The sequence below is a fragment of the Octadecabacter arcticus 238 genome, assembly GCF_000155735.2.
GTDB lineage: Bacteria > Pseudomonadota > Alphaproteobacteria > Rhodobacterales > Rhodobacteraceae > Octadecabacter > Octadecabacter arcticus.
Window position 1 is genome coordinate 3,078,807 of sequence record NC_020908.1, and the last position, 12,858, is coordinate 3,091,664.

The following is a 12,858-nucleotide window of genomic DNA, read 5'->3' on the forward strand; positions in this document are numbered from 1 at the left end:
TCAAATCACTTTGTATTCCTTGAGCGATATGACGCGGAAGTTGTCGGTGACGGTGTCGCGAAACTCTGGCCATTTTTCTGGCAGGGTCTTGCGGAAGAAGTCGAAAATGGCCTCTGTGAATTGGTTGAACGTTGCATAGTGCCGATTGTGGGTGACCCATTTGTGCATAACACCCCAAAGACGCTCGATCGGGTTGAGGTGCGGGGCATATGCTGGCAAGAAATGCAACTTCACCCGACGTTCTGGGCTGTCCAGCCATGGCTGTAGTATCTTGGCATGATGATAGCGGGCATTGTCGACAAAGACGTGGATGGCCGTCTTGGTTTGGTTGTTGCGTTCCAACTTTTCCAGCATCTGTCGGGTTGTCTGGGCATTGATCTTCTCGCCTTCCACAAAGGTGAACTGGAAAGTCTCAAGGTCAAGCGCGCCCTGAATGTTGAGCCGCTTGCGCCCTGATGTCGCCTTCAGGGCCGTCTTTTGTCCCTTGGGGAACCAACCATGGGCGGGGCGGCTCTGGTGTTCGGGGTGGACAGCGTCCGAAAAGACAACCATCTCATCTGCGGCCAACCCGTTCATCAGGGCCTCATATTTGGCAATAAACGCAGCCTGCTTGGCTTCATCGGCCTGTGCAGGCAGCAATTGTGGTTTCTTATACGCGAACCCCAGGCGGCGCATCAGCTTGGCGGCTCCCGACGTGCTGTAGTTTTGGTCGCACTCGGCTAGAACATAGGCACAGACCTCATCGGCATTGCGGGCAGGCTGCGCGGTGAAATGGGCTCTCACCGCCTGCTCTTGCACGACGGACAAATGACCCTGACGCTGGCTGTAGTCCTTCAGACCGAAAAACGATAGTCCCACACCGGCAAAGGCAAATCGCCACTCCGTCAAAACTGTCGGGCCAATATCCAAAATCCGGCAAACCGTTCCGGCGTCTTCTCCTGCGTCCAAAAGAAGAAACGCGCGCCCGTTTCCAAACAAGGGCGTCAACTTTGCGGCGGCGGCAAAGCGCTTCAAGTGCTATGCGCTGCTCGTCGGATAAGGAGACTGTTTTGTATTGCTTGCTCATAAACTCAAAATACAGACTGAACCGCCTTTGGCCATGCGACGAAGTGAATCGCAGGCCCAAAATCGTCAGGTCAATTCAGGCGCAGAAGTATTGGATAAGTTTTCCTAAAGTAAACATAGCGTTGAACCGGCGAGGATCAATCAAACCTGCCCTAAATCTGTTCAACCACAGTAACAAATCTGTCACTCGCGCATATTGCCGCAAATGACGGCATTGCCCGCATACCGCAGTTTCAGCCAACAAAATGCTGCGCTCGATTATAACTCGACCAGTTCTTGGTCTTATACGCGGTAGGTGTCCAGCGGCTCATGAGCCAAGGCTATCAATCTGGATTCTCTATATGAATCCCTTAAGACGATTTGTGCAACAAAACCCCGAAAACCCAACAAAACAAAGCGCTTCAAGGTTGATAGTTTTATGGGTAGTTCGGGACTGTATCTATCCAAAAAATACATAAAAAACAACCACTTAATTGGGCTGGGTGGCGGAGGCGAAGGGATACTACGCCATGTAGTGTATATTAAGTTATAAACGTATATTATGGGGAATAAGTCTGTATTGTAGGTGGTTTGCGTAGGTGGTAACGTCACTTCAGTGGAGGACTTGTATGCCCCGATATTTACTAAAGCAACGTCAGGGTTGGTATGCCGTTCTAGAGGTACCCAAAGCTCTTAAGGGTAAGCTAGGTAAGACACGCTTTAAGCAAACGCTAAGCACCCAAAGCCTGACAATTGCACAAGAGAGGGTTCTAGAGTTATTGTCAAATCTGGTGTTTGAGTATTGTTGGTCATGCGGTGATCTGGTCGGGGTTTGTGGTTTCGATTCCGTTTTTGAACGTGACGCCTGTGATGACTTTTGCGAGGTAGTCAAAGCCGCGTAGCTTCCTCCAATTTTGCTCAGCACATTGCCCCAGTTTGAACATCATGTGCAGCATGCCATCGCGTGACAGGCAGCCCTTTGAACGCTTGGTACGATGCCGGATCGTCGCGAAGGCCGATTCAATTGGATTGCTAGTGCGGATGCTTTGCCAATGCTGCGCCGGGAAGTCGAAGAATGCCATGAGTTCCTCACGATCTTTTTGCAGGCATAGTGTGGCCTTGGGGTATTTGGGTTCGTAGGTTTTGATGAACAGATCGAACGCCTTTTCTGCATCGACTTTGGTCTCGGCCTGCCAGATGTCGTGCAGCGCGGCCTTGGCTTTTGGCTGAGACAGCTTGGGTAAACAATTGAGCACGTTCATCGTTTTGTGTTGCCAACAGCGTTGATGGCGGGTCTCAGGATAGACTTCGTCCATGGCCGCCCAAAACCCCATGGCACCGTCCCCGATGGCCAGTTTGGGCGCATTCATGCCTCGGCTTTTGAGGTTAAGCAGAACCTCGCGCCAGCTCTGCGTGGACTCGCGCACCCCATCCTCAATTGCCAGAAATCGCTTCTTGCCACGGGCAGTTACCCCAATAATAACAAGGGCACAGAGCTTGTCATCCTCGCCCCGAAGGCCGCTGTGAACGCCGTCGGCCCAGATATAGACGATGGGCTCGTCATCTAACTCAGCGCCTTTCCAAGCCTCGTATTCATTGGCCCAATCGCGTTTTAAACGCGAAACCGTATTAGCCGACAAGCCAACGGCATCTGGGCCCAGAAGAACCTTGAGGGCGGGAGCCATCTCGCCGCTGGAGATCCCTTTGAGGTAAAGCCATGGCAAGGCCGCTTCCAGCGTCTTCGTGCGGCGCACATAGGGCGGCACCAGGGCAGACCGGAATGTCACCGGTGTGCCGTCCTTGGACCGAACCTTTGGAATGCGCACGCTCACAGGGCCAATGCCCGTTTGAAACGGGCGGGCCGGATGATGTCCGTTACGCACGACTGCCGCGTGACCGGCATCGGTGCGTAAGCCGGTAAATTGCGCCAAATAACTGACAAGCTCAGCCTCAACTGCTGTCGCGATCAATTGTTGTGCTCCCGTTTTCAGCAACTCCGTCAACGCGTCCGTCATCTCGTCTCGACGCGCAAAATCAACAATGTTAGTAGTTCCCATGGTGGTGTATCTCCTTTGGTTGGGCTGCTGTCTTCCAACAACAATTCAACCAGATACGCCGCTAACCTTCAAACCACTCAAACACCAGATTCAGTCATAGCTCAGGGTTCTACCTCTAATTATCCAGTGGAAGCGCCTTTTTGTGGCTGTAAGGACTGGCGATGACAGCTCACTAGAGGGTGCGGTAGCTCTGCATAGAAGTCATATAGAATTTCATCGCAAAGATGGTTGGACTGAAAACGAAATCAAAGATATGTCGATTGATGGTAAACATACAGGGAACCCCCTCTTTTTTTGGCATGATCTAAGGTGCGATTATTGCGCGAAGCTGGCGATATGGCTGGCGCGATATGAGGATTTTGATGATGAACAAGACTAGGCGTGGCCGAGGTTCCAAATACACGGATGATTTCAAGCGACAGCTTGTAGCGGAAAGCCACACTGCTGGCGTGAGTGTTCCAATGGTTGCCAAGAAGCACGGTGTGGGCACCAACCGGATTTATGCATGGCGCAGCGATGGGCGGTTTCAGCCTGACAAATCAGATATAGGCCAGTTCACCCCCGTAGAGATTGCCGATGCGGGTATGGTGGACACGCCTGCGTCATCCGGCACCAGCATCTTACCTGTCCCCCATATTGAGATCACACTTGAGAACGGTCGCAAGCTGAGCGTGAGCGACGGGGTTGATGCTGGCTTTGTGCTGGAACTGGCGCGAGGACTTGCAGCATGATCCCTGTTTTGGGGGATGCGAAGATCTGGCTTGCCGCAGGAGTTACGGATATGCGGCGCGGCTTCAACGGGCTGGCGGCGCAGACCGCGCAGGTTCTTGCAGCTGACCCTTACGCGGGGCATCTATTTTTGTTCCGTGGCCGTCGTGGCGATCAGATCAAGATGATCTGGTGGGATGGTCAGGGCGCGTGCCTGTTTACCAAACGGCTTGAACGTGGACGGTTCGTATGGCCCTCAGTCAAGGAAGGTAAAGTCAGCCTAAGCCGCGCACAGCTTGCGATGCTGATGGAAGGCATAGACTGGCGTATTCTCAAGAAGACATGGCGTCCAAGTATGGTTGGATAGCTGTATGTTTTATAGGACTTCTTGCCTTTGTGGGATTCCCATGATGCCCGAGATTTGGTATGTAATGGCATGAGTAAGACCCCTCCAAATCTGACTAATCTGCCCCCTGAAGTACAGGCATACGTTGCCGCGCAAACAGCGGAATTGTCAGAGCTGAAGCAAGCGTTTCTCGGGTCATCCCTTGGCCATGCGACGGTACAAAAACGCCTCAAGGATGAGATGGCATCAGTGGACGCCGCCCTGAGTGCCGAGCGCACCGCTCATGCGCGGGCCATCCAGAACCGAGACACCATCATCGCCGATCTGCGCCTGCAACTCCACGGTCACAACAAGCACCGCTTTGGCTCAAAGTCGGAAAGCAGTGCACAGCTGGCGCTTGAGTTGATCCTTGAAGAACTTGAGATCGAACAAGCCGTTGAGACAGATGATGAACCCTCTGACGCTGAGGCCAAGCCGCCCCGCACACCGCGCAAGCGCAAACCTTTCCCAAAGGGGCTGAAGCGTGTCCAAAAGACCATCACCCCCAGTGATGCTTGCACCGACTGTGGCGGCAGCTTCAAAGTGCTTGGAACGGATGTGATGGAGGAGTTGGAATATGTCCCGGGACATTACATCGTGAACCAAATTGGCCGCCCGCGTCTGGCCTGCACCTGTTGTGAGGCCGTTGTTCAGGCTGAGATGCCAAGCCGACCCATTCCGAAGAGCTTTGTCGGCCCCGCGCTGATGGCCCACATCCTGTGCTGTAAATACGGCTATCATCTGCCGCTGTATCGCCAGAGCCAGATGTTTGCCAACGAGGGCATTGATCTGAGTGGATCGCTCATGGCGGGATGGGTCGGCAAATGCACCAAACTGCTGGAGCGCGTCTCAGATGCAATCCGCGATCACGTCTTTGAGGCGCAGGCGATCTTCATGGATGACACAACGGTCAAGCTGCTCCAGAAGGGCAATGGCAAAGGAAAGAATAAGACCAAAACCGCGCGACTGTGGGTCTATGCCCGAAAAGAAGACACTTGGGCCAGCGGAGCTCCACCTGCGGTGTGGTACCAGTTCTCCACCAGCCGTGAGGCGGAGCATCCCAGCAAGCATCTCGAAAGCTATGAAGGCTACGCCCATGCGGATGCCTATGCTGGGTATAATGACGCCTACCGCACGGGGCGGGTCAAAGAGATGGCATGCATGGCCCATGTGCGGCGTGAGTTCTTTGACCTTTATGAAAGCACAAAGCTGCCCGTGGCGGGCGAAGCCGTGCTGCGGATTAAAAAGCTCTATGATGTTGAGACACAAGCGCGGTTCCTGCCCCCTGCGGAACGCGTGGCCCTGCGTCAGGAATACGCCAAGCCGATCTTTGATGACCTGGAAGTCTGGCTTAAAGAGCAACTGGGCAAGATCTCTAGCAAGACGCCGCTGGCCAAGGCGATCAAATATGCACTGGCGCGCCTGCCAAAGGCACGGCCCTATCTTGATCACGGCTTTCTTGAGCTGGACAACAACACAGCCGAGCGCGCAGTGCGCCCTGTGGCCGTGGGACGCAAAAACTATCTCTTCATGGGATCAGAAGCAGGCGGCAAATCTGCAGCAATTGCTTATACGTTGATAGAGACCGCCAAGATGAACAAAGTGAATCCCAAAGCCTGGCTCGCATGGGTGCTGGAACGCATCCAGGACCATCAAGCAAACCGTATCAACGATCTCATGCCGTGGGCCTATCAGGACATGATCGATGCTAAAAACGCCGAGGCCGAGGCAAAAGACGCAGCTTGATCAAGGGCAGCGTTGATGCTTACGATTGATGTATTGCCTCATTGGAAACATGAGCCAGAAAAACATAAGGAGGCGGTACTAGTCCACGATATCGCCTTTGGCAAAAAGTTCCTCCTTACAGAGTACTTCGATGAGTGGCAGGAAAGCAGCAAACATCTTGCCCAGAAGACAAGGGACATGCAGCGACGCGACGTTATAGAGTTCTGCAAAGAATTTAGGTTTGCCTCAGATGCTACTTGGCACAAAGTTGTTAAATGGGTCGATACTGAACTCCTGCAAAAACGGGGCCTAAGTGAAGCCACTGCAAGACGTATAATCTCAGCCTGCAGAGCCTACTGGAAGTGGTTGATGAGGCATCGAGGGTTAGAGGATTCATCTCCATTTACAGATGTTGTTCCAAACAAAAAGACGGGACGTTCAGCCAAACCTAAGCGCAAAGGCTTCGACGTGGAGGACTACAGGAGGCTTCTCGCGGCAGCATCTAAAAACAACAAGCACCTATCAGACCTTATCAGGCTTGGCGCGCATACTGGTTGTAGGATTGAAGAACTTTGCAGCCTTAAACTAGACAATGTGAAGCCAGACAGGGAGTTATTGTCAAATCTGGTGTTTGAGTATTGTTGGTCATGCGGTGATCTGGTCGGGGTTTGTGGTTTCGATTCCGTCTTTGAACGTGACGCCTGTGATGACTTTTGCGAGGTAGTCAAAGCCGCGTAGCTTCCTCCAATTTTGCTCAGCACATTGCCCCAGTTTGAACATCATGTGCAGCATGCCATCGCGTGACAGGCAGCCCTTTGAACGCTTGGTACGATGCCGGATCGTCGCGAAGGCCGATTCAATTGGATTGCTAGTGCGGATGCTTTGCCAATGCTGCGCCGGGAAGTCGAAGAATGCCATGAGTTCCTCACGATCTTTTTGCAGGCATAGTGTGGCCTTGGGATATTTGGGTTCGTAGGTTTTGATGAACAGATCGAACGCCTTTTCTGCATCGACTTTGGTCTCGGCCTGCCAGATGTCGTGCAGCGCGGCCTTGGCTTTTGGCTGAGACAGCTTGGGTAAACAATTGAGCACGTTCACCGTTTTGTGTTGCCAACAGCGTTGATGGCGGGTCTCAGGATAGACTTCGTCCATGGCCGCCCAAAACCCCATGGCACCGTCCCCGATGGCCAGTTTGGGCGCATTCATGCCTCGGCTTTTGAGGTTAAGCAGAACCTCGCGCCAGCTCTGCGTGGACTCGCGCACCCCATCCTCAATTGCCAGAAATCGCTTCTTGCCACGGGCAGTTACCCCAATAATAACAAGGGCACAGAGCTTGTCATCCTCGCCCCGAAGGCCGCTGTGAACGCCGTCGGCCCAGATATAGACGATGGGCTCGTCATCTAACTCAGCGCCTTTCCAAGCCTCGTATTCATTGGCCCAATCGCGTTTTAAACGCGAAACCGTATTAGCCGACAAGCCAACGGCATCTGGGCCCAGAAGAACCTTGAGGGCGGGAGCCATCTCGCCGCTGGAGATCCCTTTGAGGTAAAGCCATGGCAAGGCCGCTTCCAGCGTCTTCGTGCGGCGCACATAGGGCGGCACCAGGGCAGACCGGAATGTCACCGGTGTGCCGTCCTTGGACCGAACCTTTGGAATGCGCACGCTCACAGGGCCAATGCCCGTTTGAAACGGGCGGGCCGGATGATGTCCGTTACGCACGACTGCCGCGTGACCGGCATCGGTGCGTAAGCCGGTAAATTGCGCCAAATAACTGACAAGCTCAGCCTCAACTGCTGTCGCGATCAATTGTTGTGCTCCCGTTTTCAGCAACTCCGTCAACGCGTCCGTCATCTCGTCTCGACGCGCAAAATCAACAATGTTAGTAGTTCCCATGGTGGTGTATCTCCTTTGGTTGGGCTGCTGTCTTCCAACAACAATTCAACCAGATACGCCGCCAACCTTCAAACCACTCAAACACCAGATTCAGTCATAGCTCCCAGACAGGCTTGTGATTGAAGACGCTAAAACTCAAGCTGGCTGGCGAGAAATACCAATTCACAAAGATGTCTCTAAGCTTGTTGCAGATTTAGCTAGGGAATCTAGCGATGGGTTTCTTATTTCTGGATTAACATTCAACAAATATGGAGACAGGTCCAATGCTATTGGAAAAAGGTTTGGACGACTGAAGCATAGTCTAAATTACGGCTCTGATTACGTATTTCATTCCTTTAGGAAGGGGCTGGCAAGGCAACTAGAGACCAATGGTGTACCAGAAAACATCTCTGCTAGATTGCTTAGCCATGAGATAAACACGATGACCTATGGTCTTTACTCTGGTGGCGTCGATTTCTCTGTCTTGGTGGGTGCCATAAGCAAGGTCTCTTGGCATTAAAGTTGCCCAGCGCACTGCTGTGATACTCTACCTGCAGGCTTTAATTGATATGCTTGGCTGGAGAAATTAAGCTAATTTAGATGCTTTAACATCAAGTGTTGTTGATATCTAACAAAGTCTTACAGTGCATCTCACACCTAACTTAACGATCTTTAACACCAGAGGATTACACTATGCTTACACTAAGAAAAGCCATCACAATCACAGCAATCTTGTTTGCAAGCAGCGCGTCAGCCTTTGATCCTAATGATGTGCAGAAGCTGGATGAGACGGGTTCGTGTTCAGAGTGTGATTTACGTTATGCAGACCTAAGTGGGGCACGCCTAGAATGGGCAGACCTAAGTGGGGCAAATCTTGAATGGACAAACTTAAGTGGGGCAAACATACGTTCGGTAAACCTAGAAGGGGCAAGCGTTGCGTTCGCAAACCTAGAAGGGGCAAACCTATTTGGGGCAAACCTTAGTGGAGCAAACCTATTTGGGGCAAACCTACGTTCGGTAAATCTACAAGGAGCATACCTAGAAGGAGCAAACCTATATCGTGCAAACCTAAGTGGGGCCAATTTGAAAGGTGCCCTTCTGAAAAATTGGACTCTCTGTAACACTACTATGCCAGATGCGTCAGTTTTGTATAGTGGATGCTAACTTTACAGCAAATATTACACCCAAACTAACGATCTATAACACCAAGGATTGCGCCCATGTTCACAGTGTTTTTCAGATCGAGCCATCTGAGTTCCTTCGGGGCCCCTACAGTAACCCCTCACAGGCCGAAATAGCTTCACACAGAGCCATTAGCGTATTTTGTCATTAACACCAGCAAATCAACACAACGAGAGCTATGACTGAATCTGGTGTTTGAGTGGTTTGAAGGTTGGCGGCGTATCTGGTTGAATTGTTGTTGGAAGACAGCAGCCCAACCAAAGGAGATACACCACCATGGGAACTACTAACATTGTTGATTTTGCGCGTCGAGACGAGATGACGGACGCGTTGGCGGAGTTGCTGAAAACGGGAGCACAACAATTGATCGCGACAGCAGTTGAGGCTGAGCTTGTCAGTTATTTGGCGCAATTTACCGGCTTACGCACCGATGCCGGTCACGCGGCAGTCGTGCGTAATGGACATCATCCGGCCCGCCCGTTTCAAACGGGCATTGGCCCTGTGAGCGTGCGCATTCCAAAGGTTCGGTCCAAGGACGGCACACCGGTGACATTCCGGTCTGCCCTGGTGCCGCCCTATGTGCGCCGCACGAAGACGCTGGAAGCGGCCTTGCCATGGCTTTACCGCAAAGGGATCTCCAGCGGCGAGATGGCTCCCGCCCTCAAGGTTCTTCTGGGCCCAGATGCCGTTGGCTTGTCGGCTAATACGGTTTCGCGTTTAAAACGCGATTGGGCCAATGAATACGAGGCTTGGAAAGGCGCTGAGTTAGATGACGAGCCCATCGTCTATATCTGGGCCGACGGCGTTCACAGCGGCCTTCGGGGCGAGGATGACAAGCTCTGTGCCCTTGTTATTATTGGGGTAACTGCCCGTGGCAAGAAGCGATTTCTGGCAATTGAAGATGGGGTGCGCGAGTCCACGCAGAGCTGGCGCGAGGTTCTGCTTAACCTCAAAAGCCGAGGCATGAATGCGCCCAAACTGGCCATCGGGGACGGTGCCATGGGGTTTTGGGCGGCCATGGACGAAGTCTATCCTGAGACCCGCCATCAACGCTGTTGGCAACACAAAACGGTGAACGTGCTCAATTGTTTACCCAAGCTGTCTCAGCCAAAAGCCAAGGCCGCGCTGCACGACATCTGGCAGGCCGAGACCAAAGTCGATGCAGAAAAGGCGTTCGATCTGTTCATCAAAACCTACGAACCCAAATATCCCAAGGCCACACTATGCCTGCAAAAAGATCGTGAGGAACTCATGGCATTCTTCGACTTCCCGGCGCAGCATTGGCAAAGCATCCGCACTAGCAATCCAATTGAATCGGCCTTCGCGACGATCCGGCATCGTACCAAGCGTTCAAAGGGCTGCCTGTCACGCGATGGCATGCTGCACATGATGTTCAAACTGGGGCAATGTGCTGAGCAAAATTGGAGGAAGCTACGCGGCTTTGACTACCTCGCAAAAGTCATCACAGGCGTCACGTTCAAAGACGGAATCGAAACCACAAACCCCGACCAGATCACCGCATGACCAACAATACTCAAACACCAGATTTGACAATAACTCACACAACGATCACCTAATGGCCTATTTGCGCTGGGCGTCACACGTATTGACTACCAAAAGCATCAGGGGCCTGTGCAGCGCCATATAGTCTAATGAGAACTCCAACAGATAAGATTTACCACCAGCCCAGCGCGTAGGTGTCTGAGAGCTTCAGAGAACGTCAAGCAGAGCCTTGAGTGTGTTTAGGGTGCCGTTCTAACGAATGATAAGCATATTTGGAGCTATGACTGAATCTGGTGTTTGAGTGGTTTGAAGGTTGGCGGCGTATCTGGTTGAATTGTTGTTGGAAGACAGCAGCCCAACCAAAGGAGATACACCACCATGGGAACTACTAACATTGTTGATTTTGCGCGTCGAGACGAGATGACGGACGCGTTGACGGAGTTGCTGAAAACGGGAGCACAACAATTGATCGCGACAGCAGTTGAGGCTGAGCTTGTCAGTTATTTGGCGCAATTTACCGGCTTACGCACCGATGCCGGTCACGCGGCAGTCGTGCGTAATGGACATCATCCGGCCCGCCCATTTCAAACGGGCATTGGCCCTGTGAGCGTGCGCATTCCAAAGGTTCGGTCCAGGAACGGCACACCGGTGACATTCCGTTCTGCCCTTGTGCCGCCCTATGTGCGCAGAACCAAGACTTTGGAGGCTGCGCTGCCATGGCTTTATCTCAAAGGTATTTCCAGTGGTGAAATGGCCCCAGCCCTCAAGGTGATGCTGGGCCCTGATGCGGTGGGTCTTTGAGTTATGGTGGAATTTGGGTGATGGCGTGATTTGAAAGGCGGCGTATTGTGGCAGGTGTCAAAGCCGGCCAGAACCTCACAAGGAGCAATACGCCTATGAAGAACGATACACAGATCCTGCCGTTCCACCAATCGGAAACGATCGTAGATCCGTTGACAGAGCTTGCACGGGAGGGTGCCCGCCGGATGTTGGCGGAAGCGCTGAAAGCCGAAGCTGATGCATTTGTCGCCAGCTTTGCAGATGAACAGCTGGAGGATGGCCGCCAGCGGATTGTGCGGCATGGATTTGGCCCTGAACGGCAGATCCAGACCGGCATTGGTTCTCTGGATGTCCAGCGGCCCAAGGTGCGCGACCGGCTGGCAACACCTGATCCATCCAAAAAAATCCGCTTTACATCGAACATACTGCCGAAATGGGCGCGCCGCTCGGTAAGCTTAGATGCCTTGTTGCCGGTGCTTTATCTGAAAGGCATTTCAACGGGTGATTTTCAAGAAGCGCTGTCAGCCATTATGGGCACCGACGCGCCGAACCTTTCGCCAAGCGTCATTTCGCGACTGACGGCTGGATGGCAGGCACAATATGACACCTGGACCCGGCGTGATCTCTCTGCTCGTCACTATGTCTACATCTGGGCCGATGGCGTCTATCTTCAGGCCCGGATGGAAGAAAATGCCGAATGCATGCTGGTGATCATCGGTGCAACACCGGAGGGCAAGAAAGAATTGATCGGCTTTCAGGTCGGTCTGCGGGAGAGCGCACAGAGTTGGCATGAGTTACTGACCGACATAAAAAGTCGTGGGTTGTCCGTCGCACCGGAAATTGCGGTTGGTGACGGGGCCATGGGGTTTTGGAACGCGCTGGACAGGGCATTTCCAGGCACAAAACACCAACGGTGTTGGGTGCATAAGGTGAAGAATGTTCTGAATTGTTTTCCCAAGCAGATGGCACCGGCTGTGAAGTCAGATCTGGATAACATCCAGCACGCAGGGACGCGCAAAGAAGCAGAAGCGGCGCTGGCAGTGTTCTCTGAGAAATATGAGGTCAAATATCCAAAGGGCGTTGCATGTCTAATCAAGGATCAAGACGCGATGCTCGCATTCTTTGATTTTCCGGCGGAACATTGGGGCCATCTACGCACTTCAAACCCTATAGAAAGCGTGTTTGCCACCGTCCGACACAGAACGGTTCGTACCAAAGGCGCACTGTCGCAAAAAACTGCAAAGCTGATGGTTTTTACCCTCATTCAGGCCGCATCAAAGAAATGGTTGAGGCTCAAGGGTAGAAACCAGTTGCCAAAAGTCATCGATGGCATCAAATTCAACGACGGTGTCGAAGTGACCGGTGACACCGAAAACCACGCCGCCTAATGATGCGCGTCACCCAAATTCAAGCATAGCTCGGTCCGTTTGCGCAAACGCCTCAGCTCCCCGCGGGGCAGCCAGACCGGGCTCTTCACCGCTACGCTGATGTTTGCGTTCCGGCCCGAAGAGCGCCGCTCGATCGACGAGGTCTGGCAAAACCCCTTCGGCTTCACCGTCACAGAATACGCGGTCCGCTCGGACCGGCTCGAGGAGTAGATGC

11 protein-coding genes and 3 pseudogenes are annotated in these 12,858 nt (G+C 52.8%); 11 read left to right on the top strand and 3 right to left on the bottom strand.

What is annotated here, in order from left to right:
• A pseudogene (locus OA238_RS15940) lies at nt 1-1,066 on the bottom strand (IS630 family transposase).
• A 607-nt stretch (nt 1,067-1,673) separates the two neighbouring features.
• On the opposite strand from OA238_RS15940, the gene OA238_RS35115 reads away from it, so the two are divergent.
• Nucleotides 1,674-1,946, top strand: a complete 273-nt coding sequence (locus OA238_RS35115; protein WP_420806464.1) for a DUF6538 domain-containing protein — start codon at nt 1,674-1,676, stop codon at nt 1,944-1,946.
• Here OA238_RS35115 and OA238_RS15945 read toward each other — a convergent pair.
• Nucleotides 1,854-3,101 (bottom strand): IS256-like element ISOan6 family transposase, encoded by a 1,248-nt coding sequence (locus tag OA238_RS15945; protein WP_015495968.1) that lies wholly within the window; start codon nt 3,099-3,101, stop codon nt 1,854-1,856. The two genes, OA238_RS35115 and OA238_RS15945, sit on opposite strands and share 93 nt — an antisense overlap.
• A 362-nt stretch (nt 3,102-3,463) precedes the next feature.
• Here OA238_RS15945 and OA238_RS15950 point away from each other — a divergent pair, with 362 nt between their 5' ends.
• From OA238_RS15950 to OA238_RS15965, 4 genes are all read left to right on the top strand, one after another.
• Nucleotides 3,464-3,832, top strand: coding sequence for a transposase (locus OA238_RS15950; RefSeq protein ID WP_015494727.1), 369 nt, complete (start codon nt 3,464-3,466; stop codon nt 3,830-3,832).
• Complete coding sequence (gene tnpB, locus OA238_RS15955; RefSeq protein ID WP_015494728.1) at nt 3,829-4,176, top strand: IS66 family insertion sequence element accessory protein TnpB; 348 nt, start codon at nt 3,829-3,831, stop codon at nt 4,174-4,176. The genes OA238_RS15950 and tnpB overlap by 4 nt, the downstream gene beginning before the upstream one ends.
• A gap of 69 nt (nt 4,177-4,245) precedes the next feature.
• Nucleotides 4,246-5,940: an IS66 family transposase gene (gene tnpC, locus OA238_RS15960; protein WP_051076454.1), complete on the top strand. Its 1,695-nt coding sequence runs from the start codon at nt 4,246-4,248 to the stop codon at nt 5,938-5,940.
• Between the two features lie 15 nt (nt 5,941-5,955).
• Nucleotides 5,956-6,657 (top strand): site-specific integrase, encoded by a 702-nt coding sequence (locus OA238_RS15965; RefSeq protein ID WP_015495969.1) that lies wholly within the window; start codon nt 5,956-5,958, stop codon nt 6,655-6,657.
• Here the strand turns inward: OA238_RS15965 and OA238_RS15970 are convergent.
• On the bottom strand, nt 6,565-7,812 hold the full coding sequence (locus OA238_RS15970; protein WP_015495970.1) for an IS256-like element ISOan6 family transposase: 1,248 nt from the start codon (nt 7,810-7,812) through the stop codon (nt 6,565-6,567). The two genes, OA238_RS15965 and OA238_RS15970, sit on opposite strands and share 93 nt — an antisense overlap.
• A 115-nt stretch (nt 7,813-7,927) precedes the next feature.
• Here OA238_RS15970 and OA238_RS31870 point away from each other — a divergent pair, with 115 nt between their 5' ends.
• From OA238_RS31870 to OA238_RS30375, 6 genes and pseudogenes are all read left to right on the top strand, one after another.
• Nucleotides 7,928-8,311: a site-specific integrase gene (locus OA238_RS31870; RefSeq protein ID WP_144055914.1), complete on the top strand. Its 384-nt coding sequence runs from the start codon at nt 7,928-7,930 to the stop codon at nt 8,309-8,311.
• Between the two features lie 173 nt (nt 8,312-8,484).
• The gene (locus OA238_RS30370) at nt 8,485-8,955 is read left to right on the top strand and encodes a pentapeptide repeat-containing protein (protein ID WP_015495971.1); all 471 of its coding nucleotides are present in this window, start codon (nt 8,485-8,487) and stop codon (nt 8,953-8,955) included.
• A gap of 294 nt (nt 8,956-9,249) precedes the next feature.
• Nucleotides 9,250-10,497, top strand: coding sequence for an IS256-like element ISOan6 family transposase (locus OA238_RS15980; protein WP_015495972.1), 1,248 nt, complete (start codon nt 9,250-9,252; stop codon nt 10,495-10,497).
• Nucleotides 10,498-10,854: 357 nt separating this feature from the next.
• Nucleotides 10,855-11,274 (top strand): annotated as a pseudogene (locus tag OA238_RS15985) (transposase); the annotation flags it as partial.
• Between the two features lie 98 nt (nt 11,275-11,372).
• The gene (locus OA238_RS15990; RefSeq protein ID WP_015494194.1) at nt 11,373-12,644 is read left to right on the top strand and encodes an IS256 family transposase; all 1,272 of its coding nucleotides are present in this window, start codon (nt 11,373-11,375) and stop codon (nt 12,642-12,644) included.
• A 27-nt stretch (nt 12,645-12,671) separates the two neighbouring features.
• Nucleotides 12,672-12,854, top strand: a pseudogene (locus tag OA238_RS30375) (VirB8/TrbF family protein); the annotation flags it as partial.
• Nucleotides 12,855-12,858 lie beyond the last annotated feature (4 nt).

Excerpts from the sequence above, each read along its gene's own strand:
- OA238_RS15950 (WP_015494727.1), top strand. The coding sequence starts at position 3,464 with ATGATGAACAAGACTAGGCGTGGCCGAGGTTCCAAATACACGGATGAT.
- OA238_RS15965 (WP_015495969.1), top strand. The coding sequence starts at position 5,956 with ATGCTTACGATTGATGTATTGCCTCATTGGAAACATGAGCCAGAAAAA.
- OA238_RS15945 (WP_015495968.1), bottom strand. The coding sequence starts at position 3,101 with ATGGGAACTACTAACATTGTTGATTTTGCGCGTCGAGACGAGATGACG.
- OA238_RS30370 (WP_015495971.1), top strand. The coding sequence starts at position 8,485 with ATGCTTACACTAAGAAAAGCCATCACAATCACAGCAATCTTGTTTGCA.
- tnpC (WP_051076454.1), top strand. The coding sequence starts at position 4,246 with ATGAGTAAGACCCCTCCAAATCTGACTAATCTGCCCCCTGAAGTACAG.
- tnpB (WP_015494728.1), top strand. The coding sequence starts at position 3,829 with ATGATCCCTGTTTTGGGGGATGCGAAGATCTGGCTTGCCGCAGGAGTT.
- OA238_RS15990 (WP_015494194.1), top strand. The coding sequence starts at position 11,373 with ATGAAGAACGATACACAGATCCTGCCGTTCCACCAATCGGAAACGATC.
- OA238_RS35115 (WP_420806464.1), top strand. The coding sequence starts at position 1,674 with ATGCCCCGATATTTACTAAAGCAACGTCAGGGTTGGTATGCCGTTCTA.
- OA238_RS15980 (WP_015495972.1), top strand. The coding sequence starts at position 9,250 with ATGGGAACTACTAACATTGTTGATTTTGCGCGTCGAGACGAGATGACG.
- OA238_RS15970 (WP_015495970.1), bottom strand. The coding sequence starts at position 7,812 with ATGGGAACTACTAACATTGTTGATTTTGCGCGTCGAGACGAGATGACG.